This is a genomic window from Corynebacterium nasorum, from assembly GCF_032821635.1.
GTDB classification, from domain to species: Bacteria; Actinomycetota; Actinomycetes; order Mycobacteriales; family Mycobacteriaceae; genus Corynebacterium; species Corynebacterium kefirresidentii.
This window is the reverse complement of sequence record NZ_JAVBIE010000007.1, coordinates 58,640-80,729: the sequence shown is the minus strand read 5'-3', so window position 1 is coordinate 80,729 and position 22,090 is coordinate 58,640. Positions and strand designations below refer to the sequence as shown.

The window sequence follows — 22,090 nt, the reverse complement described above, 5'->3', positions numbered from 1 at the left end:
TCGTGCTTAATTTCATTTACTGGCCAATTTCGGCCGTTTTATGGTTCTGGCACTGGCTGCTTTCCCTCGTGATGGACCCATCCTGGGGCATTACGTGGATTCTGGCCATTGTGCTGCTGACCTGGACGCTTAAGGCGCTGATGGTCAAGCCGACTATCAGCCAGATTCGTTCCTCGCGCAAGATGCAGGAAATCCAGCCTAAGGTGCAGGAAATCCGTGCGAAGTACGGCAACGATCAGACCAAGGCCGCGCAGGAAATGCAGAAGGTCTACAAGGAATCTGGCGTTCGTCCGATGGCCGGCTGCCTGCCGGTATTCGTGCAGATTCCAATGTTCGTTGGTTTGTTCCACGTACTGCGCTCCTTCGACCGCACCGTTGCAGTAGCCGGTGGCATTGGCCACCCCAGTGGCGATCCAATGTCCATTGAGGACAACGCCAATACTGCCAACTACATCTTTAAGCCGGAGCTGGTCCAGCAGTTCTTGGATGCCAAGATTTTCGATGTCCCGCTGGTGACCAACCTGCGCTTGAATTCGCCGATTGTGGAGGGCGTTACTACCAGCCAGGCCGCCGTTATCATCGTTCCGATGATCGCCGTGATTGCGGTTATGACGCACTTCAACGCCCGCATGAGCCTAAACCGCCAGGAACAGCGCCGCGCCGCCGGTAAGACCCAAGCGCCACAGGGCCAGAATGCGGAAATGATGCAACAGCAAATGGCCATGATGTCCAAGATGATGCTCTGGGTCATGCCAGCCATGTTGATCTTCTCCGGCTTCATCTGGCCAATCGGTTTGCTGTTCTACATGATGGCCAATACGGTCTGGACCTTCTTCCAAACCCGCATCGTCTATGCCAAGATGGACCGCGAGGAAGAAGAAGAGGAAGCCGCGAAGGCTGAGGCCAAGCGGACTTCCGCACCTAAGCCGGGTGCCCGCAAGAAGGACAACCGCACCAAGAAACAGCGCAAAAACAAATAAACACGGAGGAGAACCCCATCGTGTCCAAGATGGACCCGTCAGTAGTATTCGGCTCCCGCTTGCCCCTCGCGCAGGCTTACCATGATTCGCTCGCTACAGACGGGTCCACTCGTGGTTTTATAGGCCCACGGGAGGTGCCGCGTTTGTGGGACAGGCACATTATTAACTGCGCCGTCGTCAAGCAGGCAATCCCCGAGGGTGCCACGGTCATCGATGTAGGCTCGGGCGCCGGACTGCCTGGCATTCCGCTGGCCATTGCGCGTCCAGATCTGCGGATAACCCTGATCGAGCCGCTATTAAAGCGCTATAACTACCTCAACGAGGTGGTAGAAGAGCTCGGTCTCGACAACGTGACGGTCCTGCGCGGCCGAGCTGAAGAAGGCCCGATCAAAAAGGCCGTGGCGGGGGCCGATGTGGTGACCTCGCGCGCCGTCGCACCCCTGGGAAAGCTTGCGAAGTGGTCGCTGCCGCTAGTGCGCAAGGGGGGCGAAATGATCGCACTGAAGGGCTCTTCCGTACACGAAGAACTAGAACGCGATGCCGCTGACATCAAGAAGGCCGGCGGTGGAAAGGCCGAGGTCAGCACCATCGAGGGAACCACGATCATTCGTGTCCCGCGCGTGAACTAAAGTAGACGGCATGACTAATCCGCGCCTTATCACCATTGCTAACCAGAAAGGCGGCGTAGGCAAAACCACCTCCGCCGCCAACTTGGCCGCAGCGCTTGCCGCAGAGGGCAAGAAAGTGCTGGTGATCGATCTCGACCCGCAGGGAAATGCTTCCACGGCCATGGGTGCGGAACATAATTCCGGCACCGATTCCAGCTATGAGGTGCTCCTCGGGGACTGCAGCGCCGAGAAGGCTATGCAACCTTCTTCGCACAACGAGAACCTTTTCTGCATCCCCGCCACCATTGATTTGGCTGGCGCGGAGATCGAAATGGTGTCCTTGGTACGCCGCGAATTTCGGCTTTATGACGCCCTGCATAACGGCTTCCTCGAGGAGCATGGCTTCGAATACGTTTTCATTGACTGCCCGCCATCGCTAGGTTTGCTTACCATCAATGCGATGACGTGCGCGGAAGAGGTCATCATCCCGATTCAATGCGAGTACTACGCCCTCGAGGGTGTGGGCCAGTTGCTGGGAAATATTTCCATGATCCGTGAACACCTCAACGAGGATCTGCATATCTCCGCCGTGCTGTTGACCATGTATGACGCCCGCACGCGCTTGGCAGAAGATGTGGCAGATAACGTTCGCGAGCAATTTGGTGCCGTGGTGTTGGGCAATGTTATCCCGCGCTCCGTGCGCGTTTCGGAGGCGCCGGGATACGGTACTACGGTTATTGATTACGCTCCTTCGTCCACCGGTGCCCGCGCCTATCTTGCGGCGGCGCGCGAGCTTAACCGGCGCGGCGATTATCGCCCGCACCCGACCACCGGGGCGATTGGCGTGAGCCCAGAGATTTACGCGGAATTGGAAGGATAGGAACTCATGGCAGAACAGAAGCAAGGTGGACTCGGCAAGGGTCTCGCCGCACTCATCCCATCCGGCCCTGATGCCCCTACCCGCAAGCCGCGGCTGGGAGATTCCGCGGCGGATATCATCTTGGGAAATGCCACCCCGCAGCCTGGCCGCAAGGGCGGCGACGGCAAGCGTGTAAAGGGCGCGCCCACCATTCAACAGGGTTCTGGCTCACAATCTTCGAAGAAGCGTCAGGCCACCCCGGCTCCCATCGGTGCGACCTACCGTGAGATTTCCATTGGGGATATCATCCCTAATCCGAAGCAGCCACGCACCGTCTTCGACGAGGATGAGCTGGGCGAGCTCGTTCACTCGATCCGCGAGTTTGGCCTCTTGCAGCCCATCGTTGTTCGCCCTTCCGAGGAGGGTGGCTTCGAGCTCATCATGGGTGAGCGCCGTTGGCGCGCTTCTTCCAAGGCGGGTCTGGCTACTATTCCAGCCATCGTGCGCGATACCAAGGATGACAACCTGCTGCGCGATGCCCTGCTGGAAAACATCCATCGCGTGCAGCTCAACCCTCTGGAAGAGGCACACGCCTACCAGCAGCTATTGGAAGAGTTTGGCGTTACCCAGAACGAGCTGGCGGACCGCATTGGCCGCTCGCGCCCACAGGTGACCAATATGCTGCGCCTGCTTAAGCTGCCGGTAGAGGTACAAAAACGTGTAGCCGCTGGTACCTTATCCGCCGGCCACGCGCGTGCGCTTCTATCTTTGGATGACACGGAGGCGATGGAATATATAGCCAACCGCATCATCGCGGAGGGCCTGTCTGTCCGCGCCACTGAGGAGGCAGTCACCCTTTATAAGCGCGATGGCAAGCCGGCCGAATCAAAAAAGAAGCAGTCGGCGCCACAGCCGCAGTACTTCACCGATTCTGCCGAGCGCCTATCGGACCGCTTTGACACCAAAGTCACCGTGACCATGGGCAAACGCAAGGGCAAGATGGTCGTGGAATTTGGTGATCAAGAAGATTTTGAGCGCATCATGGCACTAATGCAGCCAGGTGGATAACTTTCGAAAGATGGAAAGTTTAAACAAATGCTAGTTTGCGGGCACTTAAAATATTCGATCTTTTAATCCCAAGGCAGGCTTTAGTAGCAGCACTGATTATTTAACTCCTAAAGTCAGGCTAATGGCTTTCTGAACTTTCGATTGACGTCTCCAGGTATTTAGATTTGATACGGACGTAGGATCCTAAAGGGGGGTTCTTGTGTCGTTCAATAGAATGTTGCTAACTTTGGGATGATGAATTATTTGCAATTATTGCATTGCTGCCGAATTTGCTTTATGTAGTTAAATACCTCTCTGTGAAGTTTTACAATTCACTTGCAAGGAAATCGGTACTCTTTGTCAAAGTGAAAAGTAGAAGAAGTAATTGGTACACCCCTAAATTGCACTTTTGATCTGCTCGGGTTGAAAGGCCGTCAGAGAGGGACGTTGGCGTTACTCTCCTATTCTGATTCAGAATCGTTCAATGACAGCTACAGCCTGTCAAGCAGAGCGTGTTCGACTCGGATCATTTGTCCGAAACTCCACGAATTGACCATAAAATAGTCACAGTGAAGATTATGGGAATCGGATGCCTCAGTTCTACTGTTGTTTAGGTTACTTACCAAAAATAAACGGACTTTTAGATTGTTCCGTTTCAAAATCAGGGCTAAGAGGGATACCTTTTCTTTCTTGGAGAAGCAAGATAGCGGTAAAACCTACGAGGCTTGCAGTTACTAGATAGATTGTAACCGCAACTGTTGTGCCTGTTGCATCTACTAAAGATGCAGCGATCATAGGTGCAAATGCGCCGCCGAGAATTGATCCAATGGCATAAGATATCGATACCCCTGATGCACGAACGGATGCAGGGTAGAGCTCAGCATACATGGCGGACTGGGCACCATAAGTTAGTCCTAGGCCTACAGTTAGAAAGATAAGCGCGACATAAAGAAGGCCCAGTGAAGCTGAGTTGACCAGTGGGAAGAGTATTCCAGCTCCAATTGCCTGTACGACAAATCCAATGAGATAAGTCCTTCGTCGACCGATATAGTCCGACACCCAGCCGGCGAATAGCGTGAATATTAACCAAGTTACGGCAGACAAAGTAACTGCGTTGAGCACATCACCGCGCTCAAAGGAAATGGGTCCTTCTGGGTTGGTGGCATAATTTTGAATATAGCCTCCTGCTGTCATATAACCTACAGCTCCGTTGCCTGCAAATACCAGTGCGGCGACAAATACAAGAGGTAGATGCTTTTTGAAGAGAACTCCAATGGGATTCGGGCCTTCATGACTTTTGTTGCCCGCTATAACTTTGAAAACCGGCGATTCATCGACGCCGATTCTTACTACGTAGCCCACGATAACCAACACGAAGGAAAGTAAGAAGGGGACGCGCCAACCCCATTGAAAGAATGCATCTCCGGGCGCAATTCTATTCATAATGGATAAAATTCCCGAGGACATGAGAAGACCGATGGGAACTCCAATTTGGGGTCCGGCACCGTAAAGGCCACGCTTCTGGTTCGGAGCATGTTCAACCGCTAGCAATACCGCTGATCCCCACTCCCCTCCAGCGGATACGCCTTGAATAATGCGGAGAAAAATGAGCATAATGGGAGCCCATAGACCTACCGTTTCGTAAGTAGGTAAGAGGCCGATTAAAGTGGTTGCGCCTCCCATGGAGAAAAGTGTGACCATGAGGACGATTCGTCGACCGTAGCGATCTCCATAGTAGCCGGCTAAAAACGCACCGAGGGGCCGAAACAAAAACGATAGGCCCACAGAAGCAAAAGACACGATGCTGGCCAAACTTCCGGTTAAGGGAGAAAACATTACTTGGTTAAAAACGAGTCCGGCTACTGCAGCGTATAGAAAATAGTCGTACCATTCAATCGCCGTACCGATTGTGGTTGCAGCTACTACACGTCCCATTTCCTTGGGAGAGATCGCGGAGGGGCTCGAAGCATCCATCATGAAGATCCATTCAAATAGTAGAAATGAAGATTATCAGTAGATACTAATCGAATGATTCGCTTCGAACCAAGATTTTTGGGCAAATCTCGTTGACTTAGGACTGCTCAGCTTGAAGGAGTTCAGAAAATTTATAGGTACCTGTCACAACTGTATCCTGATCCATGAGATACATACGCTTTACCGCGATGACGATGGCCTCAGCAATATCGTCGCGGCGGGACGGATTGGTGAGGATCTTTATGTCTTCTGGGTTGGTGAGGTAGCCCAGCACGATCTGGATGACCGGCATTTGGGTCAGGCGAAGCAGATCCCAGGTGCGGCCGTGGTTGCCGCAGTCCAGCAGCTCGGTGCGTGCGACAATCTCACGCTGGATAAAGCCGGATAGGGTCTCACCAATAAGCGAGGAATTGCCGGATTCGGAACCGAAATAGAAGGTGGCAACACCATTGGCCTTCTCATTGGGGTAGGAATCACAAGCCAAAGAGATGACAATGTCCGCATCGAAGGCGTTGGCCAACTCCGCGCGGGACTTCACGTCCGCATCGGAGGTCCGAGGACGGGAGATGATGGTCTCCATGCCGGCGGCAATCATGCGTCCCTCGATGCGTTGGGTGAGGTCCCACAGGATCTCTTGCTCAGAAATATCACCAAAGCGTCCCTTGACCTGTTGGCCGGCGTCGCCGCCGCTCAAGGCGGGATCGATCACAACGCGCTTGCCCGCCAGTTTAGGGCCGGCGTTGCGCACGCGCTCGCGCTCTTGGATATTGTGCGCGGATCCGCCGGTGATACGGCGGCCAAGCAGACTGAGGGCGCGGATGGTGGCGGGACCGCATACACCATCTTCTTGCAAGCCACAGTTGTGTTGGTATTCCTTGAGCGCCGCGTAGGTATTGGTGCCAAAATGGCCGTCTACGCGCTGCTGGTAAAAGCCCAGCTCCTGCAGCTGTTGCTGGAGCTGCGAGATATCATCACCCACGAGCTCATTTGCGGGCTCGTAGGCAAGTACACGGCTGCCGAGCGTGTACGAGGCCTGGCGCAGTTCGCGCAGGGTGAGATCATCGATCTCTCCCGTGGGCACGATGCCGCGCGATTGCTGGAAGGCCTTGAGGACCTCAGACAAATTGGCATCAAAGCTCTTGTCGCTCTCGGAGTACTTCTGCTTTTTCCACGCAGAAAGTTCCCCCTTGAAATCTGACAAGAGGCCGAGACGGGCCAAGGTGGCGCGAGCCTCAGCTACACGCACGCTTGTATCGCCGACTCGAAGAACGCGGTTCACGCCTTTTACCCCTTTCACAGCCCGTGTTTAGGGGCCGCATTTCAGAATTTCTACACGCTTAATCTAATAGGAATTAGATTAACAGTTAAAGTTGCTTTTTCACTTGCGCCACGATGTCATCTTTAGAACGCAGACCAACAAATTCGTCTACCTTCTCGCCGTGGTTGAAAATCAGCACGTTAGGGATGGACATGATCTGGAACATGGCACCTAGGTTGCGCTCTTCATCGACGTTGACTTTGGCGATGGTGACCTCGCCGTCTAGCTCCTCTGCTACCTCTTCCAAGATGGGGGATAGCTTCTTGCAGGGGCCGCACCATTCGGCCCAGAAGTCGACGACGACGGGCTTATCGGACTCGATGACGTCCTTGCGGAAGGTATCGGTGGTTACTTTCTTGACGTTGCTCATACTGAATTAACGGCTTTCTGCGAGGAAATGTTCCGCATCAATTGCCGCGCGGCAACCGGAGCCGGCCGCGGTAATTGCCTGCTGGTAGTGGTCATCCACCAAATCACCGCAGGCAAAAACGCCAGGCTGAGAGGTCTTGGTGGTGGGTTGTTCAACTACAACATAGCCATTGTCATTTAGCTCGACCTGACCATTGAGGAAGGAAGAGCGCGGATCATGGCCAATTGCTACGAACATGGCAGTCACGTCCAAGGTAGAGGTCTCGCCGTTGGTGACGTCCTTGAGCTTGAGACCGCCAACTTTGCCGTCGGCTTCAATGACCTCTTCGACGACCTTATTAGTCTCCCATTTAATCTTCTCATTGGCTTGGGCGCGCTCCAGCATGATTTTAGAGGCGCGGAAGTTCTCGGAGCGGTTCACAATGGTGACGGAGTCCGCGAACTTGGTGAGGAAGGTTGCTTCCTCCATGGCGGAGTCGCCGCCGCCGATAACAGCAATATTGTGGTCCTTGAAGAAGAAGCCATCGCACGTAGCGCAGGTAGAAACGCCGCGGCCGGTAAGTTCTTCCTCACCTGGAACGCCAAGGTGGCGCGGGGCGGCACCGGTGGCGAGGATGACGGCGCGGGCCTCGAAGAACTCGTCACCCACGTGCAGCTTCTTAATATCGCCTTCTAGCTCTATCGAGTCAACGACTTCCATGCGCAAATCCGCACCGAAGCGGATGGCCTGGGCGCGCATTTCCTCCATCAGCTCTGGGCCCATGATGCCCTTTTGGAAGCCGGGGTAATTTTCTACCTCGGTAGTATTCATAAGCTCGCCGCCGTACTCGAAGCCCTCGAAGACAATCGGGTTGAGCTCGGCGCGTGCCGCGTACAGCGCGGCGGTATAACCGGCAGGGCCGGAACCTACGATGGCAACATCGTGGACGGTCATTGCTAACTCCCTTAAATCAGAGTGTGGTTTCGCGTAACGCCATGAGTCTACCCGCCACACTGACAAACGTCGGTATTAGCAAACTCACCCAATGGCCGCGCGTAGGACTTCCCTCGCTCGGGCGCAGCGGGATTTAATGGTGCCGGGCTTTACTCCTTGAGCAGTGGCAACTTCTCCGACGCGGAACCCGGCGACGTCGGTGAGCACCAGCGCTTCGCGTTGATCCTCGCGCAGTAACTCCATGGCTTCGCGCACCGCCAGCTGCTCCGCTAGGTTTTCGGAAGGATTATGCGCGAGCAGCGGGTTGCGATCGTCGTCGAAGTCCTCCGTATCTAATGAGGCATTTTCCCTATTCGAGCGATGGTTGAGGTAGTCATAGCCAGAATTTTTCACCAGCCGGTGTAGCCAGGTTGATAGCGCGGATTCGCGGCGATAGGAGTGCAGGTTGCAGCTGGCGCGCAGGAAGGCTTCCTGGACCACATCTTGGGCATCGTGATCGTTTTTGGTGTAGCGGCGTGCCACGGTGGTCAGCCGCGTGCGGTGGCGTTCCACGATGGTGGAAAAGGCCTTATTATCACCTTCAATGAAAGCATCAACTAATTCTTCGTCACTGCGGTCATGACTCAGTGTCATATGTAGATTCCCCCCGGATCAACAACTGTTAACCACAGTGTGACCCGAGGGGAAGCAGAGCGCGAGCGCTGGACAGTACAGTCTATTGACCAGCCCGCACGCGAAGCGTGCGCCGCAGATTATCGCGACACTCGAGCAGTACGCGGCGCAGTGCTCCTGGCAGCTCACGGTGCAGCAGACGGGTGGTGGCGTCGTCGGCCATGGGCAGCTGTGGATAGAAGCCGCGGATGAGGCGGTTGGCAATCTCAATCGGGTGCGCGGCCCAGATCTCTTCCACGCGGGAGAAGAATTCCTCCGCAAAGGCCTCCTGCAGTGCAGCTGAACGCGGAGCATTGAATCCGGCGACCAGCGCGTCTACCTCGGCATTGGAGTAGGCGCCAGGCGTGAGCGCCCTATCGAACGCGGCACGCTTGGTCTCTGGTGTGGGGAAAGCGTGGCTGGCTCCGAGGAATTCCGTAGCGCCGGTGAGCGTATTATCGCGCTGCTTTTCCTCTTCCAGCTCAGCTAGTTCTACGGCAGCGCGGGCGGCGAGTGCGCGCAGGATAAACCACCGGATCGAGGGGTCAAGGCGCAGACCTGCTATCTCACCGGCGAGTAGGGCCCGCAGGCGTTCGGTGCCTGATTCCTCCGGCATTGCGGCGAGTGCGCGGATGGCCGCGCGAGCGAGTACAAGCTGGGCGTCCGAGGCTGGTTCGGCCTCGTTCAGATGGCCCCAGATTGCCTCGGCATAGTCGGTGCGGACCTGCTCGCGGTCGGCTTCCGCAACATAGTGGGCAATCGCAAAATTGGCATTGGCGCAGGCAGTAGCCAGCAGCGTCGTGTTGGTCTCGTAGGCTTCGTGCTTGACGACGACCCCCACATAATCAATCGCCGACATTTCCCCATCGCGGGTGAGGTTCCACAGGGCGGTCCAGATTACCGCGCGGGTCAATTCATCTTCGATTTCGGTCAGGCGGTTCCCTGCCGTTTCTAGGGAGGTGTCGTCGAAGCGGATCTTGGCGTAGGTATGGTCGGCGTCGTTAAGCAGCAGCAATGCCGGGGCCGGAAGGCCGGCCGCCTCATCGATAATGGTGCGGGTGGTGTCATCGCCGGCGGGGAGATCGATGTCGATCTCGCGATACTTGTGTAAGTCGGCATCAATAAGCGAGGCGGTCAGGCGGTGTGGCCGGCAGACGTCCTCGGCTTCTGCAAGGATGGCCAGCTCCGCAATCTTCTCGCCTTCGGTGTGCAGCTCCGGGGTGAGCGTATCTGGACCCCACGTACGCAGCCAGGCCTGCGACCAAGCATCAAGATCGCGGTCTGTGTGCTTTTTTAGCGCCTTCAGGAGGTCATCAAACGTGGCGGCGGCGAAAGCGTGCTCCTGGAAGTAGTCGCGCGCCCCAGCGTAGAAATTATCGCGACCGACATAGTGCACCAGCTGCTTGAGCACCGCCGCGCCCTTGGCATAGGTGATGCCGTCGAAATTTTGGCGCGCGGCATCCACATCTGGGATCTCCGCCTTGATTGGGTGCGTGGTGGGCAGCTGATCCTGCAGGTAGGCCCAATTCTTGCGGGCACCGGCAAAGTTAGCCCAGGCCTCGGTGTACTCGGTGCCGTGCCCAGAAGAATCCGCGCCCATGAACTCCGCGAAAGACTCCTTGAGCCATAGATCATCCCACCACTGTGGCGTAACCAAGTCGCCGAACCACATATGGGACATCTCGTGCAGGATGGTATTCGCGCGGCCGGCATGCTGCGCGCGGGTGGCGTGGGAGCGGAAAATGTAGTTCTCCGTGAAGGTGACGAGACCAGGGTTTTCCATCGCGCCGAGGTTGTATTCGGGCACAAAGATGGAATCGTACTTGCCCCACGGGTAGGGGTAGTCAAAGTTCTGGTGGAAAAAGTCCATACCCTGGGCAGTAAGGTCCAAGATTTCTTCGTCGAGGTACTCAAACATGGACGCGCGCGCAAAGGCGCGCAACTGTGCCGAGTGGCTGCCATCCGGGGCGGTCCACGTGCGCTCTTGATACTGGTAAGGGCCTGCCGCGAAGGAAGTCAGGTAGGTCGACAGCGGCGGTGTCGGCGCGAAGGTAACAGTGGCGAGGTCACCATCCTCACTGCGCTCGACTTCCGGTTGGTTAGAGAGGATTTGCCACTGCTTCGGTGCGGTCATGCGCACGTGGAAGACGGCCTTGAGATCCGGCTGCTCGAGGCAGGGGAAGATGCGGCGAGCATCGGAAGGCTCGAGGTGTGAGTACAGGTAGGTCGCGTCATCGGCTTGATCGTGCATGCGGTGCAGGCCTTGGCCGGTGCGCGAATAACGGGAGTGGCTGGTGACCTCGATGGTCAGCTCCTCCCCTACCGGCACGCCGTGTAGCCGGATGATGCTGCCATCAAAGTCCACCTCCTGCGGGGTGCCATTGACCTTTAGCTCAGCGACCGATTCTCCCAAGTAATCCAGGAAGAGCTCGGGCTCATTGCTGGTGAGCTCGAGGCGGGTAGTCACGCGGTAGGTGGGGCTATCGAGTACCTCCGAAAGATCAAGGTGGAGGTGATAGGCGAGCAGGTCCACCGCTGCTGCGCGTTCTTGGAGCAACTCGTGCTGCGTCTTATTTTGTGGTGCGGTCATACTTAGGAACTATAGTTACCTCCGTCACGTAGGGTGCGGGGTTGGGGTCCTAAGTTCCGCTGCCTTCTAGGAGCAAAATACCCGGCGGGTAATGGGCCCCGCTGTGGACCTGTTGGATCAGTTTTGCCCGGCCCACACTCTTCAAGTGGCGCAAGATGTCAGTGACCATCAGCAAGCGTTAGACCACACTAAAGGACACAACCGCGCGCGGAGGTGGGCGATCTCATCTCAGCACGCAAGATTTGCGAAAGAACCTAGTTGCCGCCTCAGGTACACAGTATGGTGGGCCTCACGACTAAATCTAAAGACGTGCAAGAAATTAATCGTCCGGAAAAATCAATAACCTCGGCGATTTACTCCTACTTTCGTAGTGCAGGGATCGTTCCGAGGCTTTCAAGATAGAGATTAGCATTTCCATAATGAGTAATCCAAGATCGACCCCCGTACCGCTATCGCAATGGTTTTCATCCGCGCGGATGAGCCGGTACGCCGATCACCCCACACCAGAGGCGCTATACCTTTGGAATACTCACCTCACGAAGACCTATCTCGCTGACATTGAGCATGTTGAAGTACTTCTTCGAAACTGCATTCACAGTGTCCTAACCAGAAGGTACGGTGACCGATGGTTTGATGACGATCGAATACCTTTCAACCTTGCAGCAAAGAAGAATATCCGCAAAGCGAAAAGACGAGCTGGAGGAGGAGGGGCGTTACCGGGAAAAATCATTGCTGAACTCAGCTTCGACTTCTGGCGTTACCTCTTAAGTAACCACTATCAAGCAAGCATCTGGCCTCAGGTAAAGAGGGCGTTGAAGAAACCCCCTGACAGCAGACAGCAGTTCGAAGAGCTTGTAATCATTGTTTATGAAATGAGAAATAGGTGCTCTCACCACGAATCAATCGTTCAGCAGCGCGATAGAGCCCGTGAAGTCGCACATCTCGACTCCGTTGATAACGCTATCCAAGAAATAGCGGGTTTCATTGATCCTCATGCAGCAACATGGATCAAGAACAATTCCAGAGTCTCCGCTTTACGAGCACAACGCCCTTAGGCCCATATCGCAGTACAAAGTGGGAAACTGAAACCGTCATCACAGTTGGTGTGCATTCTAACTATTTTCCGTTGAACCATGCCGCCACCTCGTTCGCTGACAACTGAGGATTACTTTTCACTAGGCAAGGAACGACGTTTCAAGAAAGTCCTCGAGACTCCAATAGTCAGGATCGAACCAAGCAACGCCTTCGTTGACTTCGATTGCGATTAAGTGGTCAGGCAATAAGATGAGGAAATTATTTGTCTCGGTGCGGATTCCTTGGCGTTGTAGCTCTTGTGCGACTCGTTCAGTGCTCTCCTGTGCGGTCTCGGCGGGGTGACGATTAAGGTCAACGCCATAGAAAGTATCCGTGATTGGTACCTCCATGTACTTCATTTCAACGGTGACGCACTTACCGTCCTCCACGCAGCACCATATTTTCCATGAAAATTACTTTTTATGTCTTCATGTTCACGCTGAAATGCCTTCCCAGGGTTAAGGAGTGGCTGTACCGCAATACCGGAAGACGTAGGAAAAGCCCGCGGCCAGAAGGTGGCTGCGGGCTTGGAGAAGCTTAATGCTTCTAGTGCGTCTGGGGCACGGGTCTACTGCTTGATAGCGGAGACCTCGAGCTCAATCTTGATCTCCTCGGAGACCAGCACGCCGCCGGTCTTCAGTGGAGCGTTGAAGTCAATGCCGAAGTCCTTGCGGTTGATCTTGGTTGTTGCCTCGAAGCCCAGGCGGGTATTACCAAAGGGGTCCTCAGCGGTAGCAACATCTTCCACATCGAGGTCGACGGACTTGGTGGTGCCCTTGATGGTGAGGTCACCGGTGACGGTGCCGTTGCCATTCTCATCAACGTTGAGGTTGGTGGCCTTGAAGGTGATCTCCGGGTACTGCTCTACCGCGAAGAAGTCCTCGTTCTTTACGTGGGCATCGCGGTCATCGTTGCCAGTGGAGATGGATGCGGTACGGATGGTGGCCTGAGCGTTGGACTCAGCGATGTTCTCGGCCACGGTAATGGTGCCTTCAAAATCTGCGAAGTTGCCGCGGACCTTGGTCACCATTGCGTGCTTGGCGACGAATCCGATAACGGTGTGGGCTGGGTCGAGTGCGTAGGTACCTGCTGCGAGGGACATAGTGGATACTCCTAAAGTTGTTGCTTGTGTTACACCCCACAGTGTACGCACTACTCCTAAATAGTCAACACTTGAAGTAAAATAGTTTAGAAATCGCAGCTCATGGAGTTTTGTGTTGGGGAAAATAGAATTGAGGCCGAACTGAAGCGAGTTTTCCTCAGTTCGGCCGTCTATTTATGGACCAGGAATCAAGTCTGAGCTACAGGAGCTTTTCTAGGGCTGCCCGACGAGCCCAATGTCTGCGATGGTTGCCTTATTGGACTTGGGTAGCTCGGTGATCATGAGCAGCAGCCCATCGAATTGCTCAGGGGTTTTCTCCAGCTCGATGTCTTCCTTGCCGTTTTTGAATTTGCCCCTTGCCAGTTGGTGCAGAGAGCCAGCCTGTGGGTTCTCTGGGTTGAAGCGGTCACGGTTAACGCCATAGACGGCGTACTTTGCCCCAGTGGAATTGGATTGCACCACCGGCAAGACTGCGAAGTGCGTTGGCGAATCCACAGTGACGAGGACGCCGGTATCTTCCTCTTCGGTGGACCAGGTGGTGGCCGTTTTGCCGTCGATAAGCGCAGCTTCGTCCTTGTTATCAGGGATGGTAACCGCAGAGGAAGGCTGGAGACGCACCGGCGGGGCATCCGGAATTTCAGTGCTGCCGTGGATGGTTTCGCTGACTGGGTTAGGCGTCTCCACATTGCTGAGCAAGGACATGATCCAGGTGGTGAGCGCAGCCATTGCCACGACGAAGATGGTGGCGAAGATACCGATGACGATGACGCCGGAACCGGAATAACCACGGCCGCCGAAGCCAGGCTCTTGGGCCGGGTCATCCTCTTGGGCCGGTTCTTCTTCTGCCTTTACCGGCAAGGCCTCGGGTGCTTCCTCCGGTTCCTCCGGTGCGAAGTCGTGCAGGCGCTGGGCGATGCCGGCTAAGGTCAGCGCCTTTGCCTCCTGCAGCTGTTCCATCTTTTCCTCGCGGCTGTCCTCATCAGCATTATCGAGGGCAAAGTGTGCGTCCTCGACGCGCTGAGCGGCCTCGTCGGCCGAGAGGTTGGCATCTTCAGAAATATCGCGCAGCTTCTTCGGCGAAGGATCCGTGGACTCCACGAGCAGCTCCAGGGCGGAGCTGAGAGCCTCGCGGTCGGTGGCGGCGGAGGTGCCATCCAGTACGGCGGGGAAGGCCACCTTGACTACACCGTCGGTAGAGACGCGGAAGCGGTCGCGGTGTTCCACTCCGAGGATGAGGCCGGCATCGTGGGCAGCGGCGGCGTCAGCAAATAGCGGCGCAGTAGCACGAGCCACAGAATGGGGGTCGAGGTCATCGGCCTCAGCCACCTGCTTGAGGGAGGTGCCCTCGAACCAATCCGCCACCACCAGGCAGCCCGTGCGGTAGGACAGGACTTGGATATTATCCGCCACGGTATCGAGCTCCAGCTCGGCAAGGCGGCGGGTATTGCGCGAAATCTCGGCGGAGCGGCGGGCGGCAACTCCCGGAGTCGATGGCGCAATCGGTGCCAGGCTATTGGTATCGACGAACGTCAACGCGACTAGGCGGCCGGTGGACTGCTCGCGTGCTTGCCAGAACTGTGCACCGGTGACCGCACCGTGATCTTGGAGCAAGCGGAAGCGACCATCCGATACCGGGGCGCCCGGCACGAGGCGTGGGCCGCGGACGATACCGGCGGACATTGGTGGCGGTACCAGGGTGGCATTGAAGGCATCCTGGGTGAATACCGGCCGGATTTCCGGCACGTCGGGCTCCTCCAGCTCGATAGCCTTGGAGGAATCGACCTTGATGAAGCGGGACATGCCCGGGATGCGCTGCAAGGCGCGGGCCAGGTTCTGGACCTCCGGCAAGGAGGACTTAGAGAGCACCAGGCCGGTGGCGATGAGGAAGATGACTCCAAGCACCGCGACCTTGATCAGCGAGACGATGGAGGGCAAATTCTCTGGAAGGAGGTAATTCACGCCCCAGTACAGCACCCAGGAGACAACCAAGCCTACGAGACCGGCACCAGAAGCCCACAGCACGGTCTGCGTGACGGCTTTGCCGCCGAGGCTGCCGAGCTTGCGCTTGAGCAAGAAGCCACCGATGACCGCACCGGAGACGAAGCCAAAGCCATTGGCCGTACCGAGCAAAATCACCACGCGGTCCGGGTTGGACGTCATCAACGGGGCCAAAAGCGTAAGGACGATCTTGGTCAGCGTGATGCCGGCGATGATGAAGGTCGGCGTCCAGGCTTCCTCGCGGGCATAGAACACGCGCAGGTGCAGCAGCACTAAGGCATACGGGATGAGCGTGAAGGCGGAGAAGCTGATGGTCAGGCCAAGCTGCTCGGCGCTCTCGGCGCCGTAGGCACCGTATTGGAAGAGGGCTCGGGCAATCGGTACACCAAAGCCGGTCATGAAAATGACGATGGGGATAAGCGCGATGAAGGTCAGCTTTGAGCCCAAGGTCAGATCGCGGACTACGGCATCAACATCGCCGTCGGCGGCGTTGCGGGACAGGCGCGGCATGATGGCCGTCAGCAGCGTCACGCCGATTACGCCATAGGGCACCTGCAGCATGAGCCAAGCATTCTGATAGACCAGTGGGGCGCCGGCATCCGCATAGGCGGCTACGCGGGAGGTGATCACGTAGCCCAACTGGGAGATAGCCACATAGGTGATGATGGCCAGAGCCATGCCACCGAATTGCTTGATGCGGGCATCCAAGCCCCACTTGGGGCGCAGGTTAATGCCGGCCTTTTTGAGGTACGGCAACAAGATGAGGCATTGCACCATCACCGCCGTGGTGGTGCCCAAGCCCAATAGCATGACGTGGGGATCGGCCACCGGGGTGGGCTCGTGCGGGTCGAGCTGGCCGGGCAGGAAGCGATAAGCCAGCAGCACGCTAATGGAGATGACGTTGTTGACTACCGGCGCCCACGCACCTGGACCAAAGATATTCTTAGTATTAAGAACGGCCTGGAAGAGGGCGAAGAGGCCGTAGAAGAGGATCTGCGGCAGCAATAAGAAGGCCAAGGAGGTTGCCTGCACGGCATTGGCCTTGGAATCTTCCGGCAGCATCATCCTCGTTAAGAAGGGTGCGAGCACCACGGAGGCGATGGTGACTATGCCCAGGATAGAAAAGGCCAGGGTAAATAGCCGCCGGACAAAGGTCTCGCCTCGGTCCGTGTCTTCTTTTTCGGCGCGTACGAGAACGGGCACGACCAGAGAGGTCAGCACGGCACCCAATACGATCTCGGTGACGAGGTTGGGGATCTGGTTGGCGCTACTAAACGCGGTGCCCACCGTGGCACCGAGGGTGGCGCCGATGAGCATCTGGCGCAGGAAGCCGGTGACGCGGGATAGCAGCGTCGCGATGGCCATCGTGCCCGTCGCGCGGATGACGTCCTGATTGGATGATTCGTTTTCCGCGTTGCGTCCAGTGAGCGCGGACTTGTCCTCCTCGGGAGGAACGGTGGTGTCCTGCACCGCGGGCTTGGGGCGCTTTTCTGGCACCGGAGCGGGAGGAGAGGCGCGGACGATGCGGCCGCGGGCACCCGCTGGGGCGGGGTGCTCTGCCGGCACGGCGGCATCCTTCGGGTCAACTACACCCGCAGGTGACTTCTCCACGTGTTCGGCCTCGCGGCCAGTTTTATCAGTCATAGAGGATACAACTTCAACTTACTTTTTAAGCCTTTGTGATTTTTTGCGCCGATGGCGGCCTAGCCGGAAGAGAGTGGCGAGGACCAGCGCAAGAGCGCCGGCTATGCCGACGCCATACACGCTTACGATACCGGCACGCGTTTGCACAGCGATACTGATCGGCTCCGAGATGGTTTGCTTTTCTGGGGTGGCAAGCCACAGGCCAATGTCTGTGCGATCGACGTCCTTAGGCATATCGGCGGTCATGGATACAGTAATAGAGCCCTTGGCCGGAATACGGACACTCTTGGGCGTGTTGAGGCGCGCGCCATCGGGGGCATCGTATTGCAGCTTGGCCTCCACCGGTAGCGGAAGCCCATTTTCTGCCACGATGAGCAGCGGCGATGACTCGGATACGCGGGTATAAACATTGCCCGGTGGGATAAGCGCCACAGAAGATCGCAGATCGCGCAAAGTATTCGAATGCACATCCATCGTGTGGGTGAACCTTCGCCGCGCTTCAGCATTACTGCCCAAGCTATCGCGGTTGGTCAGCGAGAGCGCGGCCAGCAAATCCCGGCGCAAAGGCAGGACGAATTCATAGGGAGTCAGTGCGATATCTGGATCATCGACCATGATATTCATCAGCTCATCGGTATAGCGGGCCTGCTGCTCCACGCGGACGATATCGGATTCGGCGAAGGCGGCGGGATCACTAAAGGGGCTGCCAGGCAGTGACCCCGGATCGGCGGTTTCCTGCTTGAGGCTGCCGACGGTACGCGCATGGGACTGGCCGGAATCGATGAGCGCTTCGGCGGAGTCAAGCGCGTATTCGGCGGCGCTGGGATCCAAGTAATTGGGCAAACGCGCCACAGTGTCATCGCTAGCGGCTAAACTCAACGCGGCGCCGCCGGTGATGGCGCGGGAAAGTTCGGAATCGAGCGAGTAGTCGTAGCGCAGCTCTGGGTTGGAATAGCCCACCGTCTGTGGTTTGGAGCCGGTTTGGGCGAGGAGGGCGCCCAGGGAGGCGTCGAAAGTCACGGCGCGGCCGGGCCACGAAGTATTATCAGCCACCAGTGCGGGCAGGGGCAGTTGTTGATCCACATAGCCGGAGCCAACCGCGAGGACAGAGGTGGCTGGCTTGGTGCCGAGAATTCGCTCGATGGTGTGGTTGCCGCGCTGCAGCCCCTCGTAGGTAAGGAAGGGATTATTCGCCTTGGCCACGGATGAAGCATTGGCGTTTGCCCACGGCATAGACATAAAGCAATCGAGTTCGCGCAGGCGCTTGAGCCAGCGGGCGGCATCCTCTTTGCCAGTGCCGGGTTCGAGGTGCACATCGTCGTTGTTATTGAACCACGAATCACGCAGGCGCTTAGGACGCTCCGCCTGAGCCGGGCGGGACGAACCCACCTTATAGCCCTCCGCCATGCGGTTGACCGTGTCCAAGAGTGCGGGATCGATGGCTACGCAGCCTGCCCCGCGCAGATCGTGGTCCGCATAGGTGCTCACCAAGCGATCGAGGCGGCCGCCCTCAGCCAGCTCGGTGGCTAGCTCATCGGAGGCGAGAATAAGGTCTTCTCCCCCAGCGCCGCCTGGTACCGAGTCGATATCGGCGCTGATGGGATAGACCACGGTGAGATCGTGGGGTTTGGGCTCCGAGGGGGCATCGCCAAGCGCCTGTTTCTTTCCCTGCACCTGGCCTATTAGGCGTTCTTCCGCAAAGCTGACCGCTTCGCCGCCGACAGTGCCGGTGAGGGTAAATAGCAGCGGATAGGCACCGGCGTCTTCGATGGCTAGGGTCTGCTCGCCGTGTAAGGAGGTGGGAACCTGGAAGGTAACCTCCCGGGTTTCACCCGGCTGCAGGGGCGCGGTGGTGGTGCTGGGGCCGTAATACGGGAATTCGCCGGTGGCCAGCTGCGTGCGGGCCTGCGCGGTACCCTCTACGGCATCGCCGCGGCGGCTGGTGAGCTGGAGGTCTTCCATGGCTTCATCGGTGGGATTGTGCACCTGGAAGGTCAGTTTCAGTTCCTTGCCCACGGTGAAGGGTTCGGCCTTGATGAGGTCGAGAGTGGCCCGCTCTGGTCCGCGCGCGCCCAACCATGCCTGGATATCCTGCTGTTTTCCCGCAGTCGAATCCATCTGCGCGGCGGCCTCTGGCAGCGGCAGGCACAATCCCCACCCCGCTACCGCCAGGCAGCCGCCCACGGCGGCCCAAGACTTCAGGCGTTGGCGCATTACCGTGGGGTCACTTTCCCCGCGGCGGCTTCCTTTCGTGCGAGATCGGGAAGGAGATCATGCGCGATGCGCGCCAATTTGCGCTCGTCGGCGTAGGCCAAATGCTCGATGAGTTCAGAGACGGGAATCCATGCGACCTCGGTGACCTCCGGATCCTCATCGTTCATGATGCCGTCTACAAAGCGCAGCAAGTGATGGTGCACTGTCTTATGGATACGCACCCCATCAGAGACGAACCAATAATCAATCATGCCGAGGTCTGCAAAAACCTCACCGGAAATGCCGGTTTCTTCCCATACCTCGCGCTCAGCGGTGATTTCTTTGGCCTCGCCATTTTCTACGTGGCCTTTAGGCATGGACCACAGCAGGCGTCCGCGACGGTCGAGGCGGCCGATGAGCGCCACATAAAGCCGGGAAAGATCTACCTGGCCAGTGGCATCGACACACTCCGCCAAACCAGAGACAACAAGGCCGCCGGCGGAGGTTTCATCGCGGGTTTCCATGGCCGTGGATTGGCCATTGCCACCGCGGTAGGGCCTGCGCTGCTGAGTGCTGCGGCGCGCGCGATTATCCGGCCGGCGGCGCCGCCTGCGCCGGGACCGGTTACGGTTGCGGCCGCCTCCCTTAGAGGGGCCCTGTTCTTGGTTAGTCATCCCTGCCAATCGTAGTAGACTCTCACCCGTGAATTTTCAGGACACTCAGCTAATTGGCGTTCTTGCCCGCGCGGAATCCACCGTCTCCTCCCTCAGCGACCTGCTGGGCGGTTTGGTGGAGAAATTTGCCGCCCGTGGCTATTCGCTCTACCTTGTGGGCGGCTCTGTGCGCGATGCGCTTTTGGGCCGCTTGGGAAATGACCTGGACTTTACCACTCCGGCCGGCCCGGACGTGGTTAAAGAGATCTTGGATGAGTGGGCTGAGACCGTGTGGGATACCGGCATCGACTTCGGTACCGTCTCCGCGGCCTATAAGGGTCAGCAGATTGAGATCACCACCTTCCGTTCCGATTCTTATGATGGCCAGTCCCGCAACCCTGAGGTGGTCTATGGTGACACCTTGGAAGGTGACCTAGTGCGGCGTGACTTTAAGGTCAATGCGATGGCCATCGAGCTGCTTGCCGACGCCTCTTTTACCTTCCACGATCCCCTCCACGGCCTCCAGGATGTGGCCGACCGGGTGCTCGATACCCCGGACAAGCCGGAAATCTCCTTCCACGATGATCCGCTCCGCATGCTGCGGGCGGCGCGTTTTGCGTCCCAGCTGGAATTTCGCGTGGCCGATCGGGTGGTAGATGCCATGCGGGATATGGCCGGCGAGATCCAGCGCATCACCGTAGAGCGCGTACAGGTGGAGCTGGATAAGCTTATCTGCGGCACTGCACCGTGGGACGGCATTGACCTGCTGGTTTCCACCGGAATTGCGGACTATATCTTTCCGGAGATCCCCGCACTGCGTATGACCGCGGATGAACACGCGCAGCACAAGGACGTTTATGCTCACTCGCTGAAGGTGCTAAGTCAGGCCATGGACCAAGAAGAAGATGGCCCAGACCTTGTCCTGCGCTGGGCGGCGCTTCTACACGATATTGGCAAACCGGATACCTTTGATAACACCGATGGCAAGGTCTCCTTTCACCACCACGAGGTGGTGGGCGCCAAGCTTGCCCGCAAGCGCCTGCGCAAGTTGAAGTACCCCAAGGCCACCACGGAGGCCATCGGCCAGCTGGTGTACCTGCACATGCGCTTCCACGGGTTCGGGGAAAATCAGTGGACCGATTCTGCCGTGCGCCGCTATGTCACCGACGCCGGAAATCTCCTCCCCCGTCTGCATAAGCTGGTGCGCGCCGATTGCACCACCCGCAATGCTAAAAAGGCCCGTCGACTCCAGCGCACCTATGATCAGCTTGAGGAGCGCATCGAAGAGATCGGCCGCAAGGAGGACCTGGCTCGCGTGCGTCCGGACCTTGACGGCAACGAGATTATGGAAATCCTCGGTCTTCAGCCCGGCCCTGAGGTGGGCCAGGCATGGTCTTATCTCAAGGAGCTGCGCCTAGAGCACGGCCCCCTCGAGCGCGAGGAAGCGATTGCGAAGTTGCGCGAGTGGTGGGATTCTAAACAGTGATGTTTGCCGATAGATTATTTAACGCCCTCGAGCGCAATGACCCCGCCCCCGGCCAGCTTCTTATCGCTGCTCCGGGCATGCTTTCGCCGGAATTCGCCCGCTCCGTCATCCTCGTCATTGAGCACAATGACATTATGACCTTCGGCGTGGATCTGACCAAGCGCTCTGAGGTAGCTATTTTCAATGTGCTGCCGGAATGGCTTCCCGTGGTGGCTAAACCGCAGGCGCTGTATATCGGCGGTCCGCTCAACCAACAATCCGTTGTTGGGCTCGCGCAGACTAAACAGGGCGTCGATGTGGACAAGCAAGATCGGCTCACCCGCCTCGCACCGCGCCTGGCACATGTGGATCTGCGCGCGGACCCAGAAGAGATCGAGCCCCTAGTTTCTGGCATGCGTATGTTTGCCGGCTATGCCGAATGGGGCCCGGGCCAGTTGGAGGAGGAAATCGAGGCCGGCGAATGGTTCGTCTCCCCTGCCCTTGCCCAAGACGTTATTACTCCAGGTCCGGCCGATCTCTGGGCCGATGTTATGAAACGTCAGCCCATGCCGTTGCCTCTCTATTCCACATATCCAGTCAACGTGGAAGACAATTAATTCCTATCGCGCTG

17 protein-coding genes and 1 pseudogene are annotated in these 22,090 nt (G+C 57.4%); 7 read left to right on the top strand and 11 right to left on the bottom strand.

Features of this window, described 5'->3' with window-relative positions:
* Window positions 1–2 precede the first annotated feature (2 nt).
* Genes yidC through RAE07_RS07280 form a run of 4 tightly spaced genes read left to right on the top strand, consistent with a single transcriptional unit; the run spans window position 3 to window position 3,515 of the window.
* On the top strand, window positions 3–980 hold the full coding sequence (yidC, locus tag RAE07_RS07295) for a membrane protein insertase YidC (RefSeq protein ID WP_284836030.1): 978 nt from the start codon (window positions 3–5) through the stop codon (window positions 978–980).
* A 29-nt stretch (window positions 981–1,009) separates the two neighbouring features.
* Entirely contained in the window at window positions 1,010–1,609 is a 600-nt protein-coding gene (gene rsmG / locus RAE07_RS07290) for a 16S rRNA (guanine(527)-N(7))-methyltransferase RsmG (protein ID WP_049359070.1), read from the top strand.
* A gap of 10 nt (window positions 1,610–1,619) precedes the next feature.
* On the top strand, window positions 1,620–2,468 hold the full coding sequence (locus RAE07_RS07285; protein WP_023020194.1) for a ParA family protein: 849 nt from the start codon (window positions 1,620–1,622) through the stop codon (window positions 2,466–2,468).
* 6 nt (window positions 2,469–2,474) lie between these two features.
* Window positions 2,475–3,515, top strand: coding sequence for a ParB/RepB/Spo0J family partition protein (locus tag RAE07_RS07280; protein WP_317001644.1), 1,041 nt, complete (start codon window positions 2,475–2,477; stop codon window positions 3,513–3,515).
* A gap of 594 nt (window positions 3,516–4,109) precedes the next feature.
* Here the strand turns inward: RAE07_RS07280 and RAE07_RS07275 are convergent.
* The 6 genes from RAE07_RS07275 to pepN form a co-directional block, all read right to left on the bottom strand.
* Window positions 4,110–5,471, bottom strand: a complete 1,362-nt coding sequence (locus RAE07_RS07275) for an MFS transporter (RefSeq protein ID WP_396130209.1) — start codon at window positions 5,469–5,471, stop codon at window positions 4,110–4,112.
* A gap of 94 nt (window positions 5,472–5,565) precedes the next feature.
* Window positions 5,566–6,747, bottom strand: a complete 1,182-nt coding sequence (locus RAE07_RS07270; RefSeq protein WP_023020191.1) for an N-acetylmuramoyl-L-alanine amidase — start codon at window positions 6,745–6,747, stop codon at window positions 5,566–5,568.
* 85 nt (window positions 6,748–6,832) lie between these two features.
* Window positions 6,833–7,156 carry a thioredoxin gene (gene trxA / locus RAE07_RS07265; RefSeq protein ID WP_023020190.1) on the bottom strand — a complete coding sequence of 108 codons (324 nt, stop codon included), beginning with the start codon at window positions 7,154–7,156 and terminating at the stop codon, window positions 6,833–6,835.
* A 6-nt stretch (window positions 7,157–7,162) separates the two neighbouring features.
* A complete protein-coding gene (gene trxB / locus RAE07_RS07260) occupies window positions 7,163–8,089 on the bottom strand; it encodes a thioredoxin-disulfide reductase (RefSeq protein WP_023020189.1) in 927 nt (308 codons plus the stop codon).
* An 84-nt stretch (window positions 8,090–8,173) separates the two neighbouring features.
* Window positions 8,174–8,722, bottom strand: a complete 549-nt coding sequence (locus tag RAE07_RS07255) for an RNA polymerase sigma factor (RefSeq protein WP_239206122.1) — start codon at window positions 8,720–8,722, stop codon at window positions 8,174–8,176.
* A gap of 82 nt (window positions 8,723–8,804) precedes the next feature.
* A complete protein-coding gene (pepN, locus tag RAE07_RS07250) occupies window positions 8,805–11,330 on the bottom strand; it encodes an aminopeptidase N (RefSeq protein ID WP_317001643.1) in 2,526 nt (841 codons plus the stop codon).
* Between the two features lie 419 nt (window positions 11,331–11,749).
* Here pepN and RAE07_RS07245 point away from each other — a divergent pair, with 419 nt between their 5' ends.
* Window positions 11,750–12,385, top strand: a complete 636-nt coding sequence (locus RAE07_RS07245; protein WP_317001642.1) for a hypothetical protein — start codon at window positions 11,750–11,752, stop codon at window positions 12,383–12,385.
* A gap of 120 nt (window positions 12,386–12,505) precedes the next feature.
* Here the strand turns inward: RAE07_RS07245 and RAE07_RS07240 are convergent, their stop codons facing one another.
* The 5 genes and pseudogenes from RAE07_RS07240 to RAE07_RS07220 form a co-directional block, all read right to left on the bottom strand.
* The gene (locus RAE07_RS07240) at window positions 12,506–12,793 is read right to left on the bottom strand and encodes a hypothetical protein (protein ID WP_023020185.1); all 288 of its coding nucleotides are present in this window, start codon (window positions 12,791–12,793) and stop codon (window positions 12,506–12,508) included.
* A 179-nt stretch (window positions 12,794–12,972) separates the two neighbouring features.
* Entirely contained in the window at window positions 12,973–13,506 is a 534-nt protein-coding gene (locus RAE07_RS07235) for a YceI family protein (RefSeq protein ID WP_023020184.1), read from the bottom strand.
* Window positions 13,507–13,719: 213 nt separating this feature from the next.
* Window positions 13,720–17,148 (bottom strand): murein biosynthesis integral membrane protein MurJ, encoded by a 3,429-nt coding sequence (gene murJ / locus RAE07_RS07230; RefSeq protein WP_317001641.1) that lies wholly within the window; start codon window positions 17,146–17,148, stop codon window positions 13,720–13,722.
* 18 nt (window positions 17,149–17,166) lie between these two features.
* Window positions 17,167–19,362, bottom strand: coding sequence for a DUF6049 family protein (locus tag RAE07_RS07225; RefSeq protein ID WP_317001640.1), 2,196 nt, complete (start codon window positions 19,360–19,362; stop codon window positions 17,167–17,169).
* A pseudogene (locus RAE07_RS07220) lies at window positions 19,362–20,000 on the bottom strand (NUDIX hydrolase); the annotation flags it as partial. The pseudogene RAE07_RS07220 and the gene RAE07_RS07225, both read right to left, overlap by 1 nt.
* A gap of 43 nt (window positions 20,001–20,043) precedes the next feature.
* On the opposite strand from RAE07_RS07220, the gene RAE07_RS07215 reads away from it, so the two are divergent.
* Both RAE07_RS07215 and RAE07_RS07210 read left to right on the top strand, forming a co-directional pair.
* Window positions 20,044–21,480 (top strand): CCA tRNA nucleotidyltransferase, encoded by a 1,437-nt coding sequence (locus RAE07_RS07215; protein WP_248100264.1) that lies wholly within the window; start codon window positions 20,044–20,046, stop codon window positions 21,478–21,480.
* Complete coding sequence (locus RAE07_RS07210) at window positions 21,480–22,076, top strand: YqgE/AlgH family protein (protein ID WP_284836037.1); 597 nt, start codon at window positions 21,480–21,482, stop codon at window positions 22,074–22,076. Before RAE07_RS07215 ends, RAE07_RS07210 begins: the two co-directional genes overlap by 1 nt.
* The last annotated feature ends 14 nt before the right edge of the window (window positions 22,077–22,090 follow it).

Bases quoted from the DNA above. Each gene is read 5' to 3' on its own strand.
- RAE07_RS07225 (WP_317001640.1), bottom strand. From the start codon at position 19,362: ATGCGCCAACGCCTGAAGTCTTGGGCCGCCGTGGGCGGCTGCCTGGCG.
- RAE07_RS07245 (WP_317001642.1), top strand. From the start codon at position 11,750: ATGAGTAATCCAAGATCGACCCCCGTACCGCTATCGCAATGGTTTTCA.
- trxA (WP_023020190.1), bottom strand. From the start codon at position 7,156: ATGAGCAACGTCAAGAAAGTAACCACCGATACCTTCCGCAAGGACGTC.
- rsmG (WP_049359070.1), top strand. From the start codon at position 1,010: ATGGACCCGTCAGTAGTATTCGGCTCCCGCTTGCCCCTCGCGCAGGCT.
- murJ (WP_317001641.1), bottom strand. From the start codon at position 17,148: ATGACTGATAAAACTGGCCGCGAGGCCGAACACGTGGAGAAGTCACCT.
- RAE07_RS07280 (WP_317001644.1), top strand. From the start codon at position 2,475: ATGGCAGAACAGAAGCAAGGTGGACTCGGCAAGGGTCTCGCCGCACTC.
- RAE07_RS07255 (WP_239206122.1), bottom strand. From the start codon at position 8,722: ATGACACTGAGTCATGACCGCAGTGACGAAGAATTAGTTGATGCTTTC.
- pepN (WP_317001643.1), bottom strand. From the start codon at position 11,330: ATGACCGCACCACAAAATAAGACGCAGCACGAGTTGCTCCAAGAACGC.
- RAE07_RS07210 (WP_284836037.1), top strand. From the start codon at position 21,480: ATGTTTGCCGATAGATTATTTAACGCCCTCGAGCGCAATGACCCCGCC.
- trxB (WP_023020189.1), bottom strand. From the start codon at position 8,089: ATGACCGTCCACGATGTTGCCATCGTAGGTTCCGGCCCTGCCGGTTAT.
- RAE07_RS07285 (WP_023020194.1), top strand. From the start codon at position 1,620: ATGACTAATCCGCGCCTTATCACCATTGCTAACCAGAAAGGCGGCGTA.
- RAE07_RS07275 (WP_396130209.1), bottom strand. From the start codon at position 5,471: ATGATGGATGCTTCGAGCCCCTCCGCGATCTCTCCCAAGGAAATGGGA.
- RAE07_RS07235 (WP_023020184.1), bottom strand. From the start codon at position 13,506: ATGTCCCTCGCAGCAGGTACCTACGCACTCGACCCAGCCCACACCGTT.